The following is a 21,390-nucleotide window of genomic DNA, read 5'->3' as shown; positions in this document are numbered from 1 at the left end:
CCGCTTTCGCGGGGGTGACGATGGGAGTGCGGGGGTGACAATAAGTGAGCAGAGTGACGAAAGAAGCAATCGTCGGCTAGCTCTTCTACGCCTCGATCACGTCCTCGAGCGTGCGCAGGCCCGGGCGCTTGGCTTGCACCAGCACGGCCATGTTGCCGGGCTTGTGCTGGTTCTTCCACATCTTGGTGTGGGCGCGCGGGATGTCGTGCCAGGAGAAGACCTCGGACATGCAAGGGTCGATGCGGCGCTCGACCATGAGCTGGTTGGCCTGGGCCGCCTGCAGCAGGTTGGCGAAATGGCTGCCCTGGATGCGCTTCTGGCGCATCCAGACGAAGCGCGCGTCGAAGGTGATGTTGTAGCCGGTGGTGCCGGCGCAGAAGACCACCATGCCGCCGCGCTTCACCACGAAGCAGGAGACCGGGAAGGTCGCCTCGCCCGGATGCTCGAACACGAAATCGACGTCGTTGCCCTTGCCGGTGATCTGCCAGATGGCGCCGCCGAACTTGCGGCATTCCTTCATATAATCGTTGAACTCGGGCCCGTTAACCTTGGGCAGCTGGCCCCAGCATTTGAAATCGTTGCGGTTGACGACGCCCTTGGCGCCGAGCTGCATCACGAAATCGCGCTTGCTGTCGTCGGAGATGACGCCGATCGCATTGGCGCCCGCGGTCGAGATCAACTGCACCGCCATCGAGCCCAAGCCGCCCGAGGCGCCCCAGACCAGCACATTGTGGCCGGGCCGCAGGATATGCGGGCGATGGCCGAACAGCATGCGATAGGCGGTGGCGAGCGTCAGCACATAGCAGCCGCTCTCTTCCCAGGTGAGATGCTTCGGGCGGTGCATGAGCTGGCGGTCCTGCACGCGCGCGAACTGCGCGAAGGAACCGTCCGGCGTCTCATAGCCCCAGATGCGCTGCGATGGCGAGAACATCGGGTCGCCGCCATTGCATTCCTCGTCGTCGCCGTCGTCCTGGTTGCAATGGACCACGACCTCGTCGCCGACCTTCCAGCGCTTCACCTTGGAGCCGACGGCCCAGACGATGCCGGCGGCATCGGAACCGGCGATGTGATACTCGGCCTTGTGCACGTCGAAGGGCGAGATGGGTGTGCCCAGTGCCGCCCAGACGCCGTTGTAGTTGACGCCCGCGGCCATCACCATCACCAGCACGTCATGGCTGTCGAGGGTGGGGGTGGCGACGGCCTCGACTTTCATCGCGGTCTCGGGCTCGCCATGGCGCTCGCGCCGGATCGCCCAGGCATACATCCGCGCCGGGACATGGCCCAGCGGCGGAATCTCGCCGACCTCGTAGAGATCCTTCACCGGTTGCTGGGGCTCGGCGCGCAGGGGCACCACCTTCGCTGGCTCGCTCATGAAACCACCCTCCTTCGATGGGTCCGCCTGGCATCCCCGGCCCGGTCTGGGGCTGGCTTCCCGATAGATGCCGCGGCGATCGCAAAACGGATGTACTGGCTCGCGGTTCCGTTTGCAATGCACAAAAGTGAAGATAGTTACAGGGAACGGCGTGCAATGGACTGATAATTGCGATTTATAGCCAAAACGCGTCACAATCGATATGACGAGGTCGATATCGAGACCGGGAAAAACCGCGATATTGCACCGCAATAGTGCGCTTGCAGCATCGCCCTGTCGAGGTCGGAAGGGGCGGCGGGCGATCAGGGACGGGATTTCGACGGCTTGATCCGAGGGGCGCCACTGACGGGGGCGCCGACGCCGACATCCCCGGGTGCGGCCACCGTGCCGGCGCTCTCGTCGGTGGTATTGCCGGCGCTCCCGTTGTCGGTTCCGGCGTTGCTGTCCGGCGCGGCGCCGCTGTCGGCCGGGCCCGCGCTATCCGTCGCGCTGTCGACGCTCTCGCTGTCCGCGCCGGCGCTGCTGCAGACGGCTTTGACCGCCGCCCATTGCCGGGCGTCGAAGGCGTCGTCGCCGCTGGACGGCCGGTCGGTCGCGGCGATGCGGTCGGCGAGGCCCGGATGGCTCGCGAGCCAATCCGGCAGAATCCCCTCGCTCTCCTCCGGTCCCAGCCGGCGGAAAAATCCGGCGAGGCCGTCGGCGCGCAGGCCCGCGGCTTCGAGCAGAGCGACGCCGCGGCTGTCGGCATCCGCCTCCATCTGCCGCGTATAGGTGAGGCCCACCAGCACCTGGCCGACGCTGCTCATATCGCCGCCCCCCAGCAGCATGGTGAGCACGGCGCCGACGCCAACCTGCTGGATCGCGTTCTGCATCGGATGGCGCAGATCGAGATGGGCCAGCTCATGGGCGAGCACGCCCGCGACCTCGTCGCCCGACCCCGCCTTGTCGATCAGGCCGCGGAACACGACGATGTGATTGCCGGGGAGCGCGAAGGCGTTGACCATCTTGCCGTCGATGACGTCGAGCGTCAGTGGCGGGTCCTCGATCTCGTCGGGCGCCAGGCGGGTGATAAGGCCTTCCAGCGCCGCGATGCCGGCCTCGCCATGGCAGGTGGGCGCCAGCGAGACGAAGGCGTTGCGCATCGCCTGGCCGAAGGGCATCTCCCAGCGCCGCGGCATGGTCTGCGCCAGCTCGGCGGCGGCGAAAGGAAAGCCGAAATAGAATCCGGCGAGCAGGCCCGCGACGATGCCGCCCCAGACCACGGCCCGCTTCAAGCCGCGATAGCCTCCCTGCCGCTTCCATTGCGCCAGTTCGGGACGCATCGTCAGCAACAGATTGCGGGCGCCGCTGTCGGCCAGGATCAGCCTGGCGCCGTCGCCCTTCCGCAAGGCGTTCGCCAGCGTGAAAGTCATGGCGCCGTCGCTCGCGCGCCGGTCGACGGTTGCGATCTGCGCCAGCGGCCACTCCGCCAGGAGCTGGGCCCCGACGCCGACGATCTTCAGCTTGCTGCCGGTGACATTGACGCGCACCGGGTGGGCGACCGCGTTGCGCCCATCATAATAGCGGTCGGGCGCTTCGCCGGCCTTGGCTTTGGATGCGGATGGGCCCTGGTTCGTCACCGTTCCTGCCGCCCTTGCTCGGAATTCGATCGAACTAGAACATACCTGGATCGAAGGCTTCCAACAGCCCCTCGCCGAAGCGCGGCCGGGCGATGGTCGACTGGGTCAGCGCCGCCCCGTCGAGCTCGCCCTGGATCTCGAGATTCCGGGCGATGAAATGCATCGTGCGCTGGATCAGGATCGGGAAGCCGAAGCCCAGGGTCACGATATAGATCGCGGCATTGCCGACCCAGAGTCCGATCAGGCTGCCGGTCGTGGCGGCGCTGGCGAAGCGAAGCGTGGCGAACCGGGCGGCCGCGGCCGTCGCCCGGTAGAGGGTGGCGAAATAGAACGCCCAGCCGATGATGTAGGAGAGGCCCAGGCCGGCGATGGCGGCGAGATAGCCGACGACGATGAGGCGGATGATGAGCTGGATCTGCGCCTCGTCCGGCTCGGTCTTATAGATCTCCTGCTGCTGGATGTAATCCTGGAGGCCCTGGATATCGAGCCAGCCGGCGCCATAGGCGATGCCGAGGATCCCGCCGACGAAGATCGTGGTGAGCAGGAGAGTCAGCACCAGGCTGACGAAGAAGGCGGCGTAGAGCGGCCCGGCGCGCAGATCGAGCTGCAGGCGCTCGCTGCCGAACCAGCTCGCATTGGCGCGCCAGTTCATCAGCTTCGAGGTGACCCAGGGCCGCGCCAGTCCCAGCGTCAGGGGCAGCAGCAGCGACAGGCCCAGCGCCTTGAGGCCATAGCTCCAGCCCGAGCCCGTCATCCCGCCGCGCACGCCGCGCCAATAGGTGCGGGTCAGGCGATAATTCTGCGCGGTGTAATGGGCGACCAGCGACAGATAGACGATGAAGAAGAGGAAGGCGAACTGCGTGATGAGCGCGACCGGCGAATCCGGACCCAAGGCGAACTGCAGCACCACCTGGAGCACGCCGAAGGCGACGAGGAAGCCCAGCACGATCAGGAAGCCCTTGAACAATTCGCCGCCCGTGCCGGTATATTCGAGCCGGTCGCCCTGGAAGCTCACATGTGACCAGACATAGCGGCGGATCCGGGTCTTGGCCCAGAAGCGGAAGATGCCCAGCGTGATGACGCTGAGGACGAGATTCAGCAGATAGATCTCGTAGAGCTGGAACAGCGTGCCGTCATAGACCAGTCGCTGAGTCGCCGCGGCCGGCACCGCCGGTCCCCCCGCCATCGGCACGTCCGCCATGTCTTCCCCCTGCAGCGGATGGTTGTGGTGACAGGATTAGAGCAGCCTTCCGGTCGCTTGTCATGCGCGGGTGCGGAGAGGCGGCGCCCCTGTTTCGTCATGCCGGCGAAGGAGCGTGTGAAGGAATCGAGCGAAGCACAGAAACTCCACGCCCCCTCCCCTTGCGGGAGGGGGTAGGGGGAGGGGTGACATGGCGCGATGACGGCCATGCTCACGATCGATCAACGCTCTGAAAGCAGCAGGCGCGGGCTAAGTTGCGGACGGGCCAGCACGAGTAGGCCAGACTCGACACCATTTACCGTGACCTCTTACGGCATCACCCCTCCCCCTACCCCCTCCCACAAGGGGAGGGGGCGAGAGTATTTCTGAATCATTCGATTTCTTCACAAGCTCGAAGGCCGGGGTGACGACTGGGGGCAGCTGACACGCGATTCCATAAGCAAACGTGCCCTCCCCATCGAGGGCAAGGGAATACGCGAACTGGTTAACGTCGAGCAGTTCCCCTCAGAACCCCATCTTCCATTTCCCGTCCTCGAGCGCGAGGGGATAGCTGCTCCAGCCGTCGGGATGGCGCAGGAGCGCGGTGGCGGTCTGGCCATAGACGTAGATCTTCGTCAGCAGGCCGTAGATCCCCTCCACATTGTTGCCGTCGGCAAAGATCATCTCCTTGATCTGTCCCATGCCCTCGGGATTGAGCATCGACAGCGCCGGATGATCCTTGGTGACGACGGCCTTGAGCGCGTCGGGATTGCCGTCGGAGACGGCCTGGAGGAAGCGCTTCAGCGTCTGGCCCTGCTCGCTGGCCTTGGCCTGGTCGCCTTCGATGGTGGAGGTGAGCTTGGGCGCCGGCAGCAACGCCGCGTTGAAGACGACATTGAAGCTGAAGGTCTTCGGGCCCGGCTTGTTGTCGAAATTCACCACCTCCATCGGCGCGGTGGTCTTGATCTTGCCGGTGATCGTGCCCTTGGCCTTGTCTTCGGTGAAGCCGGCGAGTTCCACCCCCGAGGAATCGCCGCTCATGCTGAAGAATTGCGGCAGCTCGTCCTGCGGGATCAGGGTGCGGCCGCTCACGACCGTCTTGGCGGCGGGGTCGATCTCGATCACGAGGCCGCGCAGCTGGCCGTTATAGGCCTGCTCCATGGCGCTCATATCGTCGACGCGCCCCGGCAGCGGACGGTCGGTGAGGATCAGCGTGATCGTGCGCTCGGGCGAGTTCGGCATGCGCATTTCCGGAATTTCGACCACCTCGAGCGCATAGGCCTGGGTCAGGCTCGTGGGCGCCTTGTCGAGCCGCAGAGTGCCGTCCGCCTTGCCGGGACCGGGGCCGGCGGCCGCGGCCGGCGACCCGGCGCCGACGGCCAGCAACATCGCCGCAAGCCAGGCGCTTGCGCAAAACTTCAACATCGCGATCCTTCTCCCATCATTGCGCCGGCATCGGCCGAGGGTCGTTGCATACCCGCATGTGCGGACGCCGGCCACCACCGGCGCCAGAATGCCTGGGAGCGATGGCGCTGGCGAGGGTGCCGTCGAAAGAATCGTTTGGAATCCTGTAACAATCGCGTTCGACCGGCGTCTCCCCATGCGCGTCGAACGGCCGCCGGCGCCCCTCGCACCGTTGCGCCGGGATTGACTTTCGCGCGCTCCTGGCCATACTTGCCGCCGATCTTGGCGCCCTCGGGAGCCAAGGCTCCGTGGTCATTTGTGCCGGCTTGCGGCCACGTTAAATAAGCAGCTAAAAGGCCCAGGGACGCTTTGAACCTCGGCCTTTACGGTCGAGGTTTTTTTTGGCCCGGCAGATCCTGCCGGCCTTGCGGAGACGTCCAATGGCCCAGAGAAGGAGCCCGCGATTTTCGGGCTCGAAGACGCGTCCTTCCCCCGCCGCGGCGAAGGCCGCCGGCATTGCGCCCGCACCGGGACTGACCGGGCCGGGCACCGATCCGGCGAGCTGGCATCCCGATACCCGCATGATCCATGGCGGCGTGCTGCGCTCCGACTTCAAGGAGACGGCCGAGGCGATCTACATGACCTCGGGCTTCGTCTACAGCACGGCGGAAGAGGCGGAAGCGGCCTTCGCCAACACCAAGCCGCGCTTCGTCTATTCGCGCTTCTCCAATCCGACCGTGCAGATGTTCGAGAGCCGCATGGCGCTGCTCGAGGGGGCCGAGGATTCGCGCGCGACCGCGAGCGGCATGGCCGCCGTGTTCGCGAGCCTCGCCTGCCAGCTCAAGGCCGGCGACCGCGTGGTCTCCTCCGATGCGCTGTTCGGTTCCTGCCAATACGTCCTGGCCGAGATCCTGCCGAAATACGGGATCGAGACCGTGCTGGTGGACGGGCGCGATCTCGGCGCCTGGCGCAAGGCCCTGTCGAAACCGACCCAGGCGGTGTTTCTGGAATCGCCTTCCAACCCGGGCCTGCGCATCGTCGATCTCAAGGCGGTCTGCGATCTCGCGCACAAGGCGGGGGCCTGCGTCATCGTCGACAATGTGTTCGCGACCCCGCTGCTGCAGAAGCCCTTCGACTATGGCGCCGACGTGGTGGTCTATTCCGCGACCAAGCATATCGACGGCCAGGGCCGCGCGCTCGGCGGCATCGTGCTGGGCAGCCGCGCGTTCATCAACGACAAGCTGCAGCCTTTCCTGCGCCATACCGGCCCGTCGCTCTCACCGATGAATGCCTGGCTGCTGCTCAAGGGCCTCGAGACGCTCGATCTGCGCCTGCAGCGCCAATGCGCGACTGCCGCGCGCATCGCCGAATTCCTCTCGGGCCAGAAGAAGGTCGAGACGGTGCTCTATCCGGGGCTCAAGAGCCATCCGCAGCATGCGCTGGCGATGCGCCAGATGAAGAGCGGCGGCACGCTCGTCACCTTCGATCTCAAGGGCGGCAAGGGCGGCGCCTTCCGCTTCCTCAACGCGCTGAAGCTGATCCTGATCTCGAACAATCTCGGCGATTCGAAGAGCCTGACGACGCATCCCGCGACGACGACGCATCAGCGCCTGGGCCCCGAGCTGCGCAAGCAGCAGGGTATCCTCGACGGCACCGTGCGGCTCTCGGTCGGACTCGAGGCCGCCGAGGATCTCGAGGCCGATCTGGCGCAGGCGCTGAAGGCGGTCTAGCGCGCCGGCGCCGATGCCGATTCCCGGCTGCAGGAGCGCCCCCCCGCGCCTGCGGCGAAAGATTGTCTGTTTCTGGTGACCCCGATGCCGATCAAGATTCCCGATAAGCTGCCCGCCTTCGACACCCTGGTGAACGAGGGCGTGCGGGTGATGACCGAGACGGCGGCGATCCGCCAGGACATCCGTCCGCTTCAGATCGGCCTGCTTAACCTGATGCCGAACAAGATCAAGACCGAGCTGCAGATGGCGCGCCTTCTCGGCGCCTCGCCGCTCCAGGTCGAGCTTTCGTTCGTCCGGATCGGCAAGCACAAGACCAAGAACACCTCGGAAGACCACCTGCTCGCCTTCTATCAGACCTGGGAAGACGCGAAGGACCGGAAGTTCGACGGTTTCATCATCACCGGCACGCCGCTCGAGACGATCCCCTATGACGAGGTCACCTATTGGCCGGAGATGCGGCAGATCTTCGACTGGACGCAGACGAACGTCCATTCGACCATGAATGTCTGCTGGGGCGCCATGGCGGCCCTCCATCATTTCCACGGCGTGCCGAAGCATCATCTGGCGGAGAAGGCGTTCGGCGTCTACCGACAGAAGATCATGGCGCCCTCGTCGCCCTATCTTCACGGCTTCTCCGACAATTTCCTGATTCCGATCTCGCGCTGGGCCGAGATCAGGGCCGCGGACGTCGCCGCCCGCCCGGAGCTGACGCTGCTGGCGCATTCCGACGAGAAGGGCGTCTGCATGGCGGAGGACAGCCGGTTCCGGCGCCTCTATGTGCTCGATCATCTCGAATATGATTCCGGGTCGCTCGCGGACGAGTATTTCCGGGACCTCAAGGCCGAGGTTCCGATCAAGCTGCCCGTCAATTATTTCCGGAATGACGACACGTCGCAGCCGCCGCAGAATCGCTGGCGGTCTCACGCCCATCTGCTGTTCGCCAACTGGATCAACGAGATCTACCAGACCGCGCCGTTCGATATCGATCTGATTGGGAGCAGGTGACGGCGAGTTTGCGGGGCGATTGCTGGTACTGTGAGTGACCTATGGGGCGCCTAGTATGTCGCCCGGCGCGCCAGGGCCTGTCAGCCGCCGATAGGCGACGGCGGCGCTGGCCGCGAAGACGACATAGATCGCGCTGCCGGCGAGCGTGCCCAGCAGATGGCCGGCGATGCGGATCGGCAGCAGTTCGACCGCGAGGACGCTGGACGCGAGCATTCCCGTTCCGGTGAGCAGCAGGTGGGCGGCGAAGGCGCAGATCGCCAGCCCCATCAGCCGCAGGCGGTTGCCAGCCGAGACTTTCCAGGCGAGGTCGAGGGCGCTGCCCTTGCCGTCGCTCGCCACGATCGAGGGCAGCAGCTGCAGCCACCCGGCCGCCCAGACCCAGCAGAGACCGTAGATCGCCTGAACCGCGACCACGGCCAGGGGCGTGGCGAGAAGCGGCCCCAGCGACGGCGTCATGAAAGCGCCGACGACCGCGGGCATGGCCGCCGCCAGGCCGACCAGGAGAAGATTGCCGAGCAACCGCCATTGCCGGCGGTCCCAGCGGAACAGCCCGGCCAGGGTGGGCGGCTCCTCGGCCAGCACCAGCCTCGTCGTTCCCAGCGAGAGATTGATGTAGATGACGAGGGCGACCAGCCCGTTGGCAATCAGGATGAGGGCGTAAGTGAAACTGCTGGATTCCGAGCGATCCCTGCCGAGCAGGAAATGTTCGGCGTTTCCCGAGATCGCGACCGCAAGGATGCCGGCCACGATTTCGACCAGCAGAAACAGGAAGAGTTGCGAAGCGACCCGCCGCCAGACCGGGCGCAGGGCGGCGAGACCTTCTTCGATCGTTCTGAGGACGGGCAGTTTCGATGCTGGGGCAGAACTGGCGTCGCTGTTCAAACAAGCCCTCCGGCGGCAGTCACGTCGGCGCATTCATACCTGGTCGGTTGATGCCGCCGACTCCGAGTTCGGCTTCATGGCGATCAGGCGCCGATAGGCCGCGGCGCCGATGGCAGAGAAGAAAGTCAAAGACGTCATCGCGGCAATCAGGTCGACGAGATGGGAAACTGCCGCGGCCTCCGGCGATTCCCCGCTGGCCAGCGTCGCGAGCCACCTCATGGGAGCGAAGATTCCGAACATCGCAACGGAGTAGCACAGAGTCAACGCGATGAGGCGAAGGGCATTGCCCTCGGCCAGCCGCGGGATCGTGAAAATGTTGCTGTTGATGGCGACGGCCGGAATGGCCAGGAGAAGCCATTGGGCCACGGCTATCACAAAGGCGGCCCTGAGAGGATTCGCGATCAGGCTACCCCAGGAGGCCAAGGACCAGTCTGAACCGGGCAATGCCACAATGAGGCCATGAGTCATACCGGCGCCAAAAAGGATCACGAGCGACGCGCAGATCTCCTGCATGTGCCTCGGGCCACGGCTGAGCAGGCTGGTCATCGAAGGTCGCACCTCCCACAGTGCAGCCCGCGCGATGCCGAACATGAGACTGAACGAAAGAAACAGCATGATCGCGACCCGCAGCATCCAGACAATGATCCGTATGGCGACTGGCGCGTCCGCGGAGGCTGTTTGAAGCCACATGAAGCTGCTCATGCCAAAGGCCAGGGCTGGCAGGAGATCGAGTGCGGCGGCCAGGCTGAGAAGGGTGAGAACCTGCAGCGCAATGATCGCCCAGTTCGAGCGCAATGTTTCCAATCCCTCCATGATCGTTTCGAAGACAGGCAGCTTCGCCCGCGGAACGGCTTCGACCTGGACCGACATGATCGATTTCCCCCGATTGACCCCACAACCTTGGCAAGAAACAGCTTAACCTTCTTTCGCGACAATCGCTCGGTCCGGATGCCGGCTCTTTCCGCACCGGTCCAGGGTTCTATTGCACTGCACAATCGACTGGCTCTAAGGTCTTTGCCGGGGTGAGAACGGGGCCGGACGGACCATGAGCAAAGGCGAGGCGGGGAAGGGCAGGGGCGGCAAGGGCGGCGGCGCAAAGAACGCCCGCGAGGAGCCCTGGCTGATCCGCACCTATTCCGGCCATAGCTCGGCCGCGGCCTCGAACGCGCTCTATCGCCAGAACCTGGCGCGCGGCCAGACGGGACTCTCGGTCGCCTTCGATCTGCCGACCCAGACCGGTTATGACGGCGACCATCCGCTGGCCAAGGGCGAGGTCGGCAAGGTCGGCGTGCCGGTCGGCCATCTGGGCGACATGCGCACGCTCTTCGACGGACTGCCGCTCGATCGCATGAACACCTCCATGACGATCAATGCGACGGCACCCTGGCTGCTGGCGCTCTATATCGCGCTGGCCGAAACCCAGAACCTGCCGCGCGCGTCGCTCCAGGGCACGGTGCAGAACGACATCATCAAGGAATATCTCTCGCGCGGCACCTATATCTATCCGCCGGCGCCGAGCCTGAAGCTCGCCACCGACGTGATTTCCTTCGCCTATCGCGACGTGCCGAAATGGAATCCGACCAATGTCTGCTCCTACCATCTGCAGGAGGCCGGGGCGACGCCGGTGCAGGAGCTGGCCTTCGCGCTGGCGACTGCGATCGCGGTGCTGGACGCGGTGAAGGCCTCGGGGCAAGTGCCGGCCGCGGAGTTTCCGCAGGTGGTCGGCCGCGTCTCCTTCTTCGTCAACGCCGGCATCCGCATGATCACGGAGATCTGCAAGATGCGGGCCTTCGTGGATCTCTGGGACGAGATCACGCGGACGCGCTATGGCGTGACCGACGAGAAGTTCCGGCGCTTCCGCTACGGCGTGCAGGTCAATTCGCTGGGCCTGACCGAGCAGCAGCCCGAGAACAATGTCTATCGGATCCTGATCGAGATGCTGGCGGTGGTGCTGTCGAAGAAGGCGCGCGCCCGCGCGGTGCAGCTGCCGGCCTGGAACGAGGCCCTGGGCCTGCCGCGCCCCTGGGACCAGCAATGGTCGATCCGGCTGCAGCAGATCGTGGCCTACGAGACCGACATCCTCGAGTTCGGCGACATCTTCGACGGCTCGCCGGTGATCGACGCCAAGGTCGAGGCGCTGAAAGCCGAGGCCCTGGCCGAGCTCGCGCGCATCGACGCGCTCGGCGGCGCCATCGCCGCGGTGGAAGCGAGCTACATGAAGCAGCGGCTGGTGGAATCGAACAGCCGCCGCCTGGCCGCGATCGAGGCGGGCGAGCAGACCGTGGTCGGCGTCAACCGCTTCGCCGACAGCGCGCCCTCGCCGCTGGTGGCGGGCGACGGCGCCGGATTCCTCGCGGTCGAGGACAGCGCCGAGACGGAACAGATCGAACGGCTCCAGGCCTGGCGCGCCGCGCGCGACGGGAAGAAAGCGCAAGCGGCCCTCGAGGAGCTCAAGCGCGCGGCCAAGGAAGGCCGCAACGTGATGGAGCCCTCGATCGCCTGCGCCCATGCCGGCGTCACCACCGGCGAATGGGGCCAGGCGCTGCGCGAGGTCTATGGCGAGTACCGGGCGCCGACGGGCGTCGGCCGTGCGGTCAGTGCCGCGGGCGGCGAGGCGCTGAAACAGGTGCGCGGCCGCGTCGAGCAGGTGTCGTCACGGCTGGGCCGCCGTCTCAAGATGCTGGTCGGCAAGCCCGGCCTCGACGGCCATTCGAACGGCGCCGAGCAGATCGCGGTGCGGGCGCGCGATGCGGGGTTCGAGGTGGTTTATGAGGGCATCCGCCTGACGCCGGCTCAGATCGCCAATGCCGCGCTCGAAGAGGGCGTGCATGTGGTCGGCCTGTCGATCCTGTCGGGCGGCCATGTCGCGCTGGTCGGCGAGGTGATGGCGCGCCTCAAGGCGCTGGGCCTCGGCGAGCTGCCGGTCGTGGTCGGCGGCATCATTCCGCCCGAGGACGAGGCCAAGCTCAAGGCCGCGGGCGTGGCGCGCGTCTATACGCCCAAGCATTACGACCTGAACGCGATCATGGCCGACATCGTCGAGCTGGTGGACCGCGTCTTCAAGGAAGCGGCCTGAAGGAACGGAGCTCATGGCATTTCGTCCGGCGGAAGGCGGCTGTCTCTGCGGTGCGGTGCGCTATCGCATCGAGCAGGAGCCGGCGCTCGCCGACATCTGCCATTGCGCCATGTGCCGCAAGAGCGCCGGCGCGCCCTTCATCGCCTGGATCGCCGTGCCTTATGCCGGCTTCCACTGGACCCAGGGCAAGCCCGCAGCCTATCGATCCTCGAAAGACTCGACGCGCTGTTTCTGCGGCAACTGCGGGTCGCAGATGGCGATGGTCGGTGGTCCCACTCCAGATCTCGTCGGCGTCTCGATCGGCAGCCTCGACGAACCCGAACGCTTCACGCCGACCGCCGAGGGCTGGGCCTCGGTGAAGCTCCCCTGGGTGAAGCTCGCGATGACGCTCGAGAGCCATCCGGAGAACAATCCGGCGTTTTGACTTCTCTTTCATCTCCCCCCATGCAGCGCTCCCCCCATCGTCATCCCCGCGAAAGCGGGGACCCAACGTCAAGCTTGCGTCGCTGGATCAGGATGGATCCCCGCATCCGCGGGGATGACGAGAAGACGTCGTGACGAGGTGCCTCTCCCCACCGTGTGGGGAGAGGCGGAACGGCCTTCTCGTCACGTCGCGCTCAGGTCCGTCCTGCTCACCGGCAGCACGCGGATGCGTTTGCCGGTGACGGAGAAGACCGCGTTGGCGATGGCGGGGCCGATCGGCGGGACGCCGGGTTCGCCCACGCCGGTGGGCTTCTCGGTCGAGGCGATGATATGCACGTCGATCTGCGGCATCTCTTCCATATGCAGCACCTCGTAGCCGTCGAAGTTGGTCTGCTGCACCTTGCCGCCCTCGAGCGTGATCTCGCCCTTGAGGATGGCGCCGAGGCCGAAGCCAATGCCGCCCTCCATCTGCGCCTTGATCACGTCGGGGTTGATGGCGGTGCCGCAATCGACGGCGCAGACCACGCGCTCGACCTTGATCGTCCCGTTCTGGATGCTGATCTCGGCCACTTGCGCGACGAAGCTGCCGAAGGACTCGGCCACCGCCACGCCGCGGCCTTTGCCGTTGCCGAGCTCGTTGCCCCAGCCCGAAGCGTCCCGCACCTTCTCCAGCACGGCGCGATGGCGCGGATGCGCCTCGAGCAGGTCGAGGCGGAACTCGATCGGATCCTTGCCCGCCTCATGCGCCAGCTCGTCGATGAAGACCTCCGACGAATAAGCCGTGTGGGTGCTCCCTACCGAGCGCCACCACAGCACCGGCACGCCGGCCTTGGCGGTCACCAGATCGACCGTCAGATTGGGAATGGCGTAGGGCAGGTTGGCCGCGCCCTCGACCGAGGTCGGATCGATCCCGTCCTTGACCCAGGCGTTGAACGGCGTGTCGCCCAGGATCGACTGGCCGACGATGCGATGCTGCCAGGCGACGAGCTTGCCCTGCGCGTCCAGCCCCGCCTTCATCGTGTGATAATACATCGGCCGGTAGCGCCCGCCGGTCATGTCGTCCTCGCGGGTCCAGACCAGCTTCACCGGCGCCTTCCAGCCGATCGCCTTGGCGGTCGAGACCGCCTCGGCCACCACGTCGCCATCGGCGACCGCGCGCCGGCCGAAGCTGCCGCCCGACATCATCACATGCAGCTTGACCTTCTCCGGCGGCAGCTCCGCGATCTGGGCGGTGATCGCCTGATAGGTGTCGGGCATCTGATGGCCGCCCCAGACCTCGATCACATCGTCATGTTTCCAGGCGACCGCATCGAGCGGCTCCATCGCCGCATGGGCGAGATAGGGGAACTCGTAGGCGGCCTCGATCACTTTCGTCGCCTCGGTCAGCGCCTTGGCCGTGTCGCCATCCGAACGCGCGACTTTCGCGTCGGTGCCTTCGGCGAGCTTCTTGTAGTCGGCCATGATCTCGGCGCTGCCGCGGGTCTCGGCCTGGCTGTTGTCCCATTCGACCGCGAGGGCCTCGCGGCCCTTCATCGCCGACCAGGTGCTGTCCGCCACCACGGCGACGCCGCGCGGGATCTGCACCACATCGACCACGCCTTTGACCGCCTTGGACGCCGTCGCATCGAAAGTCTTCACGGTGGCGCCGAACAAAGGCGGATGGGCCACGACCGCATAGAGCATGCCGTCCAGCTTCACATCGAGCGGGAACTGCGCGCTGCCGTTGGTCTTCGACACATGGTCGATCCGATGCAGCGTCTCGTCGCCGATCAGCCGCCAATCCTTGGCGTCCTTGAACCCGACATCGCCCGGCGGGGTCATCGTCGCCGCCTTCTCGGCCATGGCGCCGAAATTGGCCTGCTGCCCGCCGTTATGCGAGAGCACGCCCTTCTCAACCTTGATCTCGCCGGCCGGGACGTTCCAGCTCTGTGCCGCCGCCGCGACCAGCATGGCCCGCGCCATGGCGCCGGCCTTGCGATAACGGTCCCACGAGCTCGCCATGGCGGTCGATCCGCCGGTCACCTGGAATGTGCCGCCGAGCGCCAGATTGCCGTAGAGCTTGGGATTGCCGGCGGCGCCCTCGACCCGCATCTGCGACCAGTCGGCATCGAGCTCTTCGGCCACCAGCGTCGCAATACCGGTATAGGAGCCCTGGCCCATCTCGAAATGCGCCGAGAGCACGGTCACGCTGTTGTCGGGATTGATGACGATATAGCCCTCGAAGGGGCTGTCGGCGTCGGCCGCATGGGCCGCGGTGATGCGCCCGCCGGGGAGCAGCGCGCCGATGACGAGGCCGGCGCCGGTGAGCGCGCCGGCCTTGAGGAAGCCGCGACGGCTGGTGGGAGCGAAGGCGGCGGGAGCCCGGTGCGGGCGGAGTGCGAAGCGATCGAAGGGCAGCATGGTTCAGATCTCCATCTGCCGGGCCGCTTCATGGATGGCGGCCCTGATGCGTTGATAGGTGGCGCAGCGACAGATATTGGTCATGGCGGCGTCGATATCCGCATCGGTCGGCCGCGCATTCTCCGTCAGCAAGGCTGTCGCGGCCATGATCTGGCCCGACTGGCAGTAGCCGCACTGGACCACGTCGAGGTTCTGCCAGGCCGTCTGCACCGCCTGGGCGGTCTTGCCCTGGATCGCCTCGATGGTGGTGATGGCGCTGTTGCCGACATCGGCGACCGCGACCGAGCAGGAACGCGTCGCCTGGCCGTCGAGATGGACCGTGCAGGCGCCGCAGGCGGCGATGCCGCAGCCATACTTGGTTCCGGTCAGGCCGACCGTGTCGCGCAGCACCCACAACAGGGGCGTCTGCGGGTCGACGTCGACGCTATGCGTCTCGCCATTGACCTTGAGTGTGATCATTCAGGCTCTCCCTCGAGATAAAGGGCGGGGAACCAAGGAGGTTCCACGCGACGCCGCGATCCATCGGATTCATTGAACCGGATCGGAGCGGCGACAATCAAACATCGCTTGGTTTCATTTGAAACGCCCGGCCATCCCTGCGCGGGCCGGACGAAGACGGGTTTTCGCTGACATAAGCACCCCATCGACGATCGGCAAGGGTCGATGTGACGCGCGGGTGCCGATCGGATCGAGAATATTTCCGCTGGGTTCGTTACCAACCGGAAATCAAGCGATGGCGGCAGATGCCGACCGGCGCGAATTCAGGGCGCCAGAGCCGCCGATCGGTCGGGTTCCGTGCCGGGGGGATAGATGAATCCGTAGGCGAGATAGACGTTGCCCCAGCTGTTGGCCTTCTCGTTCCAGAACTTGACCTCGCTCCAGTCGTTGGCGGCCGAGACATCGACCACCATCATGTCCTTCACGATGCGCCGGTCGTTGTTCCAGTTGGCGTGATCGACCCGGATGCGCCGGGAATCCAGCACCTCGCGCACCACGGCGACATGGCCGCGGGAGAGCCGCACGCCCTGCGACAGCACCAGCACCGAATAAACCGAGGGCTCGGCGCCGCGCCCATAGCGCCCGCCGGCCGCCTCCCACCAGCTCCAGGCATCGCCCTTGAGATCGAGGCCGGTGACCGCGCGGGCATAGGTGACGCATTGCATCCGCGCGCTGTCGGGCGGCGGTGCCGGAGGCTGGAAATGGGCGGAGACGGGCGCCGAGATCGTCGGTGTCGGCGTGGTCGACACGGTGACGGGTGCGGGCTTCGGCTCGCAGGCCGCCAGGAACGATCCCAGCAGCATCACGCCCGTGAAGGTCATGAGCACCATGCCCTTGGGGTCGCGGGCGCGGGTCATTGGTGCAACACCAGCTTGTCGCCTTCCACGGTGAAGCTGCCCAGGCTGTTGAGGAAGGTCATGCCGAGCAGCGAGCCGTCCATATCCGCCTGATTGACCAGGGCCGTCATCGCGGCGCGCTGGATCGGGCCGATCGCGATCGAGCTCAGGCTGACCCTGGCGGCGCGTCCGTTGCCGTTCGCGGTCGAGGTGCCGATGCTGTAATCGAGCCGGGCGGGGTCGAAACCCAGCCGGCGCGCGTCGGCGGGCGACAGCATGATCCCCGAGGCACCGGTATCCACCAGGAAGTTGATGCGGATGCCGTCGACCAGCGCCTCCACATGGAAATGACCGTCATTGGCCCGGGCGAAGACGACGCTGCCGTCCTGCTGTTCCTGCGCCTGGCCGGGAATGAGCGCGCCGGTCAGCCTGGCTTTCACGACTGTCATCATGGCGGAGAATTCAGGCTGGAAGCTGTAGCCCAACACCAGAAGCAAAATGATGGCAACCCAGGCGCCCATCTGCAGGATCGCCTTGCGCGGCTTCTGGCGGACCATCGCGACGCCGCCGGCGCCGACCAGCGCCAGCCAGCCCAGCATGCTGGCCAGCAGGGGCAGGTTGTTCTGCTGCGCCAGTGCACCGGGAAAGCGTTGCGAGAGGCCGAAGACCAGAAGCGCCACCCCGACGGCGCCGACCAGATAAAGCAGCCAGAATCGGCGCATCCCCTCTCCGTCTCGCGGGCCATCGGCGGGTGCCGCGATCGTTTCCCCCGTGGCCGGCCTTAACCACGAATCGCTGGGCGGGACTATGAATCGCCGGGGCTTGCGAAAGCAATCGTTCCTGTTGCGGCCATTTCCCGCAATGAAACCACCCGATCGGCCCTAACGCCTCGCGCGGACTGGCTTTTCAGTCGGTTTGCATTGACGGGGCGGGGCTCCGGCCGATAGCCTCGTCTCCATGAGCAATGAGCTCCCCATCAGCGGGCGAATTATGGCCGCGCGAATTAGCCTCCGGGCGCCCGTTGGGCGTTCGGTCGTCGTCGCGCCTGCCATTCTTCCCGTCCGCCCGGAGTCTCATTGCCATGCCGTCCTCTCCCTCATCGCCTAGCCACCGAACCACCGCCCCGCGCCCGAGCGCGCGACCTGTCGCCGACAGGGCGACCGGGGCCGGTCCCACCTATTGCTTTTCGGTCCAGGCCGCTTCCGATCCCGGCCTGCTGCCGCGCGTGCTGGGACTCTTCGCCAAGCGCGATCTCGTCCCGAGCCGCTGCCATGCGGTCGTGACCGAGCCCGAGCGCGAAGAGCTGCTGATCGATCTCCAGGTCACCGGGCTGACCCCGGACGAGGCGGAACATATCGCGCGCTCGCTGCGCCAGCTCGTCTTCGTCGCCAGCGTGCTGACCTGCGTCACGGACGAGCAACGGCGCTTCGAGCGCAGCGCCTGATCGCTCTCTGGGGACGGGGCGCACGCTCGCCGCTTCGCGGTCGGGGCCTTCGATGTATGATCGAAGGAATCTCGCTGCTGGAGACGCGCGCATGAGCCTGGTCGATCGCATCCGCCTGTTCCGCCGACCCGATCTCTCGACGCTTCGGCCCTTCGTGATCGAGGGCCAGCGGCTGGGCTGGATCCTGCCGGCCTTCGCGGAGCGCCTGGCGAAGTTCCCGGCGGTGTTCGAGGCCGGCGCCGATGCGGTCCGGCTCAAGGATCGCTTCGACAGCTATGAGCGCCGCAGCGAGGCGCTCGCCGGCGTCGTCGACGCGCTCGCCCGCGAAGGCGGCCTCCCTAAATTCCGCAACGAGCGCTATCCGGTCGCAAAATCCTTCTACGACAAGCCGCTCCTGGGGCTGGAACGCTCGGCCGTGCCGTCCTTCGGGACCCTGGCCTATGGCGTCCATCTCAACGGCTATGTCGGGCAGGGCCGCGACATGAAGATGTGGATCGGACGGCGTTCGCGGAACAAGGCGACGGGTCCCCTGAAGCTCGATCACATCGTCGCCGGCGGCCAGCCGATCGGGCTGTCGCTGATGGAAAACCTGATCAAGGAATGCGCGGAGGAAGCGGCGATGAGCGCAGACCTCGCGCGCCAGTCGCGGCCCGTCGGATTCACCTCTTATCTGATCCAGAACCACGAGGGCATCCGCAACGACGTGCTGTTCTGCTACGACATCGCGCTGGCGGAGGATTTCACGCCGGTGAACACCGATGGCGAGATCGAGGAATTCTATCTCTGGCCGATCGAGCGCGTGATCGAGGTCCTGGCGACGACCGAGGAGTTCAAGTTCAACGTCGCGATGGTGATCATCGACTTCCTCGTGCGCCACGGCTTCGTCGCGCCGGAGGACCCGACCTATCCGGAGATCGTGCTGAACATGCGGATACGGGATCACTTCCTCGCGCGTAGCGAAGGCCCCTCCCCCTACCCCCTCCCGCAAGGGGAGGGGGCGAGATTTTTATAGATCTCGCCCCCTCCTCCGACGGCGAAGCCGGCGAGCGGGAGGGGGTAGGGGGAGGGGGCTACAGACTCGTCGATTGCTAGAACAGCGCCGATAACTGCGCCGCGTCATAGACCTTCATCGTGCCGTCGAAGATCATGTGGCAGGCGACATAGAGGATGATGGCGAGTCCGATATAGACGAGCCAGGGCCAGCGGCGCAGGAAGTTGGCGATGAGGGTCGCGGCGGCGCCCATCAGCGCGACCGACAGCACCAGGCCGAACACCAGCACCCAGGCATGGTCGCGCGCGATGCCGGCGACCGCGAGCACATTGTCCAGCGACATCGACAGATCGGCGAGCACGATCTGCATCACCGCCTGGCCCATGGTCTTGGGCGGCGGCTTGTTGAGCCCATGTCCGTGGCCGTGCGCATGCTCGATTGTCACGGTTCCACCGGCGGCGGCAGCGGCGGCGAGGGCTGCCTCCGCCTTGCGCTCCTTGCGCTGGGCCTCGACCTCGCGCCAGAGCTTCCAGCAGACCCAGAGCAGCAGAAGCCCGCCCGCGAGCGTCAGGCCGATGATCTGCAGCAGCTGCGTCGTGATGACCGCGAAGCCGACGCGCATCACGGTCGCCGCCGCGATGCCGAGGAAGATCACGCGCGCACGTTGCTCCCTGGGCAGCGAGGCCGCGACCACGCCGACGACGATGGCGTTGTCGCCCGCCAGCACCAGGTCGACCATGATGACCTGGAGGAAGGCGGTGACCTCGGAGAGCGTGATCGTGAAATCCATCAGGGAGCCATCCGGAACGGGGCGGGGGTCGAGGCGGGGCGCATGGCGATCTCCGGAGTCTGCGGGATGGCGGGTTAAGTAAGCGTTGGAGCGGCGACAGCCAGGTCGCCGAAACCGAGCCGGGCGCGGATCGCGGCGGGGTCGGCGCCCTTCTGGCGCAGGCTGGCGAGGCCTTCGGCGCCATCGCGTTTCGCGAGGCGCTTGCCGGTCGCATCGGTCAGGAGCTTGTGGTGGCGATATTCGGGCACCGGCAGGCCCAGCACCGCCTGCAGCAGGCGATGGATATGGGTGGCCGGCAGCAGGTCCTCGCCGCGCGTGACGAGGGTCACGCCCTGGACCGCATCGTCGAGCGTGACCGCGAGGTGGTAGCTGGTCGGAACATCCTTGCGCGCGATCACGACATCGCCATGGAGGAGGGCGTCGACTGCGATCTCGCCCTTGCCCTGCTCGACCCAGCGCAGCGGTCCGGCTTTCGCCGCCGCAGTCGCCGCATCGAGCCGCAAGGCGAAGGGGGCACCGCTCGCCAGGCGCTGCTGACATTCGGCTGCCGACAGATGGCGGCAGGTGCCGGGATAGAGCGGCCCGTCGGGGCCGTGCGGGGCGCTGCCGGCCGCGGCGATCTCGGCCGCGATATCTTTCCGCGTGCAGAAGCAGGGATAGACCAGCCCCATGTCCCGGAGCCGGTCGAGGGCCTCGCGATAGGAGTCGAAATGCTCGGACTGCCGGCGCACCGGCCGCTTCCAGTCGAGCCCCAGCCAGGCCAGATCGTCATAAATCGCCTGCTCGAACTCGGGCCGGCAGCGGCCCTGGTCGATATCCTCGATCCGCAGCAGGAACCGGCCCTTGGCCCGGCATGCCGCGGCGTAGGCGGTCAGCGCGGAAAAGGCATGGCCCAGATGCAGCCGTCCGGTGGGGCTGGGGGCGAAGCGGGTGACCGTTTCCGAATCGGACATGCAGGGGGATGCGCTTGTTCCGGGAAGACCTGGAAGCGTAGAGGATGGCGCAATCCATTGGGGGGTCAGGCGCGCGCTGGACTAGCCCCCACTAAACCACGCTCGGCACGGGGTTATAAGTCGGGATGACGGGATTCGAGATCAAGGGGCGAAAGCTCAAAACCGCGCTGGCCCATCTGGCCTCCGCCGACACCGACCTGGCCCGCAGCCTGCTCGAAATCGGCCCGCCCCCCTCGCGCTCGTCCGAGGCGGGCTTTGCCGGGTTGCTGCGCATCATTATGGGCCAGCAGCTCTCGGTCGCCTCGGCCCGGGCCATCTGGGACCGGCTCGAGGCCCGGCTGGTGGAGCCCACGCCCGGGCGGCTGCTGCGGCTGACCGACCATGACATGGCCCAGGTCGGGTTGAGCCGGCAGAAGATGCGGTTCGCCCGCTCCCTCGCCGAGGCGGTCAAGCGCAAGACGCTCGACCTGGAGGCGCTGGAGACGATGGAGGATGACGAGGCGCTGGCGGCCCTCACCGCCGTCGACGGCATCGGGCCCTGGACCGCGGAGGTCTATCTGCTGTTCGCGCTGGGCCGGCCCGACATCATGCCGGCGGGCGATCTGGCCCTCCTGGTCGCGGCCCAGCGGCTGAAGCGGCTCAAGGCCCGGCCCCGGCCGCGCGACCTGCTCGAACTGGCCGAGCCCTGGCGTCCCTGGCGCTCCGTCGCCGCGCGGTTCCTCTGGCATTATTACCGTAAGGCGCCTCTTTGATTGATCGCTGCGCTCTGGTTCTAAGCTTCGAGCCA

At 66.4% G+C, this 21,390-nt stretch carries 19 protein-coding genes and 1 riboswitch; of the genes, 7 read left to right on the top strand and 12 right to left on the bottom strand.

Annotated features, from left to right (window positions below; translation table 11 throughout):
• Positions 1-85: 85 nt before the first annotated feature.
• The 4 genes from ccrA to FRZ44_RS23085 form a co-directional block, all read right to left on the bottom strand.
• On the bottom strand, positions 86-1,372 hold the full coding sequence (gene ccrA, locus FRZ44_RS23100) for a crotonyl-CoA carboxylase/reductase (RefSeq protein ID WP_151179393.1): 1,287 nt from the start codon (positions 1,370-1,372) through the stop codon (positions 86-88).
• A gap of 302 nt (positions 1,373-1,674) precedes the next feature.
• The gene (locus tag FRZ44_RS23095) at positions 1,675-2,991 is read right to left on the bottom strand and encodes a M48 family metallopeptidase (protein WP_151179392.1); all 1,317 of its coding nucleotides are present in this window, start codon (positions 2,989-2,991) and stop codon (positions 1,675-1,677) included.
• Between the two features lie 34 nt (positions 2,992-3,025).
• Positions 3,026-4,192, bottom strand: a complete 1,167-nt coding sequence (locus FRZ44_RS23090) for a YjgN family protein (protein WP_151179391.1) — start codon at positions 4,190-4,192, stop codon at positions 3,026-3,028.
• Between the two features lie 504 nt (positions 4,193-4,696).
• Positions 4,697-5,596, bottom strand: a complete 900-nt coding sequence (locus tag FRZ44_RS23085; RefSeq protein WP_151179390.1) for a hypothetical protein — start codon at positions 5,594-5,596, stop codon at positions 4,697-4,699.
• Between the two features lie 277 nt (positions 5,597-5,873).
• Positions 5,874-5,948, top strand: a riboswitch (SAM riboswitch).
• Positions 5,949-6,156: 208 nt separating this feature from the next.
• Here FRZ44_RS23085 and metZ point away from each other — a divergent pair.
• Both metZ and FRZ44_RS23075 read left to right on the top strand, forming a co-directional pair.
• Positions 6,157-7,305, top strand: a complete 1,149-nt coding sequence (metZ, locus tag FRZ44_RS23080; protein WP_225308726.1) for an O-succinylhomoserine sulfhydrylase — start codon at positions 6,157-6,159, stop codon at positions 7,303-7,305.
• Between the two features lie 84 nt (positions 7,306-7,389).
• Positions 7,390-8,310, top strand: a complete 921-nt coding sequence (locus FRZ44_RS23075; protein WP_151180429.1) for a homoserine O-succinyltransferase — start codon at positions 7,390-7,392, stop codon at positions 8,308-8,310.
• Between the two features lie 39 nt (positions 8,311-8,349).
• Here FRZ44_RS23075 and FRZ44_RS23070 read toward each other — a convergent pair whose 3' ends face one another.
• The gene (locus FRZ44_RS23070; RefSeq protein ID WP_151179388.1) at positions 8,350-9,192 is read right to left on the bottom strand and encodes a hypothetical protein; all 843 of its coding nucleotides are present in this window, start codon (positions 9,190-9,192) and stop codon (positions 8,350-8,352) included.
• A 33-nt stretch (positions 9,193-9,225) separates the two neighbouring features.
• Positions 9,226-10,062: a hypothetical protein gene (locus FRZ44_RS23065; protein WP_151179387.1), complete on the bottom strand. Its 837-nt coding sequence runs from the start codon at positions 10,060-10,062 to the stop codon at positions 9,226-9,228.
• A gap of 175 nt (positions 10,063-10,237) precedes the next feature.
• Here FRZ44_RS23065 and FRZ44_RS23060 point away from each other — a divergent pair, with 175 nt between their 5' ends.
• Positions 10,238-12,268, top strand: a complete 2,031-nt coding sequence (locus FRZ44_RS23060; RefSeq protein ID WP_151179386.1) for a protein meaA — start codon at positions 10,238-10,240, stop codon at positions 12,266-12,268.
• Positions 12,269-12,281: 13 nt separating this feature from the next.
• On the top strand, positions 12,282-12,692 hold the full coding sequence (locus FRZ44_RS23055; RefSeq protein WP_151179385.1) for a GFA family protein: 411 nt from the start codon (positions 12,282-12,284) through the stop codon (positions 12,690-12,692).
• Positions 12,693-12,874: 182 nt separating this feature from the next.
• Here FRZ44_RS23055 and FRZ44_RS23050 read toward each other — a convergent pair whose 3' ends face one another.
• From FRZ44_RS23050 to FRZ44_RS23035, 4 genes are all read right to left on the bottom strand, one after another.
• Complete coding sequence (locus FRZ44_RS23050) at positions 12,875-15,091, bottom strand: xanthine dehydrogenase family protein molybdopterin-binding subunit (RefSeq protein ID WP_151179384.1); 2,217 nt, start codon at positions 15,089-15,091, stop codon at positions 12,875-12,877.
• A gap of 3 nt (positions 15,092-15,094) precedes the next feature.
• Entirely contained in the window at positions 15,095-15,550 is a 456-nt protein-coding gene (locus FRZ44_RS23045; RefSeq protein WP_151179383.1) for a (2Fe-2S)-binding protein, read from the bottom strand.
• Positions 15,551-15,852: 302 nt separating this feature from the next.
• Positions 15,853-16,446, bottom strand: a complete 594-nt coding sequence (locus tag FRZ44_RS23040; protein WP_225308409.1) for a CHAP domain-containing protein — start codon at positions 16,444-16,446, stop codon at positions 15,853-15,855.
• Positions 16,443-17,147 carry a retropepsin-like aspartic protease family protein gene (locus tag FRZ44_RS23035; RefSeq protein ID WP_151179382.1) on the bottom strand — a complete coding sequence of 235 codons (705 nt, stop codon included), beginning with the start codon at positions 17,145-17,147 and terminating at the stop codon, positions 16,443-16,445. The genes FRZ44_RS23040 and FRZ44_RS23035 overlap by 4 nt, the downstream gene beginning before the upstream one ends.
• Positions 17,148-17,506: 359 nt before the next feature.
• On the opposite strand from FRZ44_RS23035, the gene FRZ44_RS23030 reads away from it, so the two are divergent.
• Both FRZ44_RS23030 and FRZ44_RS23025 read left to right on the top strand, forming a co-directional pair.
• Positions 17,507-17,869, top strand: a complete 363-nt coding sequence (locus FRZ44_RS23030; protein WP_191908258.1) for a hypothetical protein — start codon at positions 17,507-17,509, stop codon at positions 17,867-17,869.
• Between the two features lie 91 nt (positions 17,870-17,960).
• Complete coding sequence (locus FRZ44_RS23025) at positions 17,961-18,881, top strand: DUF4743 domain-containing protein (RefSeq protein ID WP_151179381.1); 921 nt, start codon at positions 17,961-17,963, stop codon at positions 18,879-18,881.
• 76 nt (positions 18,882-18,957) lie between these two features.
• On the opposite strand, the gene FRZ44_RS23020 is transcribed toward FRZ44_RS23025, so the two are convergent.
• Both FRZ44_RS23020 and gluQRS read right to left on the bottom strand, forming a co-directional pair.
• Positions 18,958-19,650, bottom strand: a complete 693-nt coding sequence (locus FRZ44_RS23020) for a TerC family protein (RefSeq protein WP_151179380.1) — start codon at positions 19,648-19,650, stop codon at positions 18,958-18,960.
• Between the two features lie 74 nt (positions 19,651-19,724).
• Positions 19,725-20,603 carry a tRNA glutamyl-Q(34) synthetase GluQRS gene (gene gluQRS, locus FRZ44_RS23015; RefSeq protein WP_151179379.1) on the bottom strand — a complete coding sequence of 293 codons (879 nt, stop codon included), beginning with the start codon at positions 20,601-20,603 and terminating at the stop codon, positions 19,725-19,727.
• Positions 20,604-20,728: 125 nt separating this feature from the next.
• On the opposite strand from gluQRS, the gene FRZ44_RS23010 reads away from it, so the two are divergent.
• A complete protein-coding gene (locus FRZ44_RS23010) occupies positions 20,729-21,355 on the top strand; it encodes a DNA-3-methyladenine glycosylase family protein (RefSeq protein ID WP_151179378.1) in 627 nt (208 codons plus the stop codon).
• Positions 21,356-21,390: the final 35 nt, after the last annotated feature.

The sequence above is a fragment of the Hypericibacter terrae genome, from assembly GCF_008728855.1.
In the GTDB taxonomy this organism is placed as follows: domain Bacteria; phylum Pseudomonadota; class Alphaproteobacteria; order Dongiales; family Dongiaceae; genus Hypericibacter; species Hypericibacter terrae.
This window is presented reverse-complemented; position numbering and strand designations above follow the sequence as displayed.

Excerpts from the sequence above, each read along its gene's own strand:
- ccrA (WP_151179393.1), bottom strand. The coding sequence starts at position 1,372 with ATGAGCGAGCCAGCGAAGGTGGTGCCCCTGCGCGCCGAGCCCCAGCAA.
- FRZ44_RS23090 (WP_151179391.1), bottom strand. The coding sequence starts at position 4,192 with ATGGCGGACGTGCCGATGGCGGGGGGACCGGCGGTGCCGGCCGCGGCG.
- FRZ44_RS23085 (WP_151179390.1), bottom strand. The coding sequence starts at position 5,596 with ATGTTGAAGTTTTGCGCAAGCGCCTGGCTTGCGGCGATGTTGCTGGCC.
- metZ (WP_225308726.1), top strand. The coding sequence starts at position 6,157 with ATGATCCATGGCGGCGTGCTGCGCTCCGACTTCAAGGAGACGGCCGAG.
- FRZ44_RS23075 (WP_151180429.1), top strand. The coding sequence starts at position 7,390 with ATGCCGATCAAGATTCCCGATAAGCTGCCCGCCTTCGACACCCTGGTG.
- FRZ44_RS23065 (WP_151179387.1), bottom strand. The coding sequence starts at position 10,062 with ATGTCGGTCCAGGTCGAAGCCGTTCCGCGGGCGAAGCTGCCTGTCTTC.
- FRZ44_RS23060 (WP_151179386.1), top strand. The coding sequence starts at position 10,238 with ATGAGCAAAGGCGAGGCGGGGAAGGGCAGGGGCGGCAAGGGCGGCGGC.
- FRZ44_RS23055 (WP_151179385.1), top strand. The coding sequence starts at position 12,282 with ATGGCATTTCGTCCGGCGGAAGGCGGCTGTCTCTGCGGTGCGGTGCGC.
- FRZ44_RS23050 (WP_151179384.1), bottom strand. The coding sequence starts at position 15,091 with ATGCTGCCCTTCGATCGCTTCGCACTCCGCCCGCACCGGGCTCCCGCC.
- FRZ44_RS23045 (WP_151179383.1), bottom strand. The coding sequence starts at position 15,550 with ATGATCACACTCAAGGTCAATGGCGAGACGCATAGCGTCGACGTCGAC.
- FRZ44_RS23040 (WP_225308409.1), bottom strand. The coding sequence starts at position 16,446 with ATGACCCGCGCCCGCGACCCCAAGGGCATGGTGCTCATGACCTTCACG.
- FRZ44_RS23035 (WP_151179382.1), bottom strand. The coding sequence starts at position 17,147 with ATGCGCCGATTCTGGCTGCTTTATCTGGTCGGCGCCGTCGGGGTGGCG.
- FRZ44_RS23030 (WP_191908258.1), top strand. The coding sequence starts at position 17,507 with ATGCCGTCCTCTCCCTCATCGCCTAGCCACCGAACCACCGCCCCGCGC.
- FRZ44_RS23025 (WP_151179381.1), top strand. The coding sequence starts at position 17,961 with ATGAGCCTGGTCGATCGCATCCGCCTGTTCCGCCGACCCGATCTCTCG.
- FRZ44_RS23020 (WP_151179380.1), bottom strand. The coding sequence starts at position 19,650 with ATGGATTTCACGATCACGCTCTCCGAGGTCACCGCCTTCCTCCAGGTC.
- gluQRS (WP_151179379.1), bottom strand. The coding sequence starts at position 20,603 with ATGTCCGATTCGGAAACGGTCACCCGCTTCGCCCCCAGCCCCACCGGA.
- FRZ44_RS23010 (WP_151179378.1), top strand. The coding sequence starts at position 20,729 with ATGACGGGATTCGAGATCAAGGGGCGAAAGCTCAAAACCGCGCTGGCC.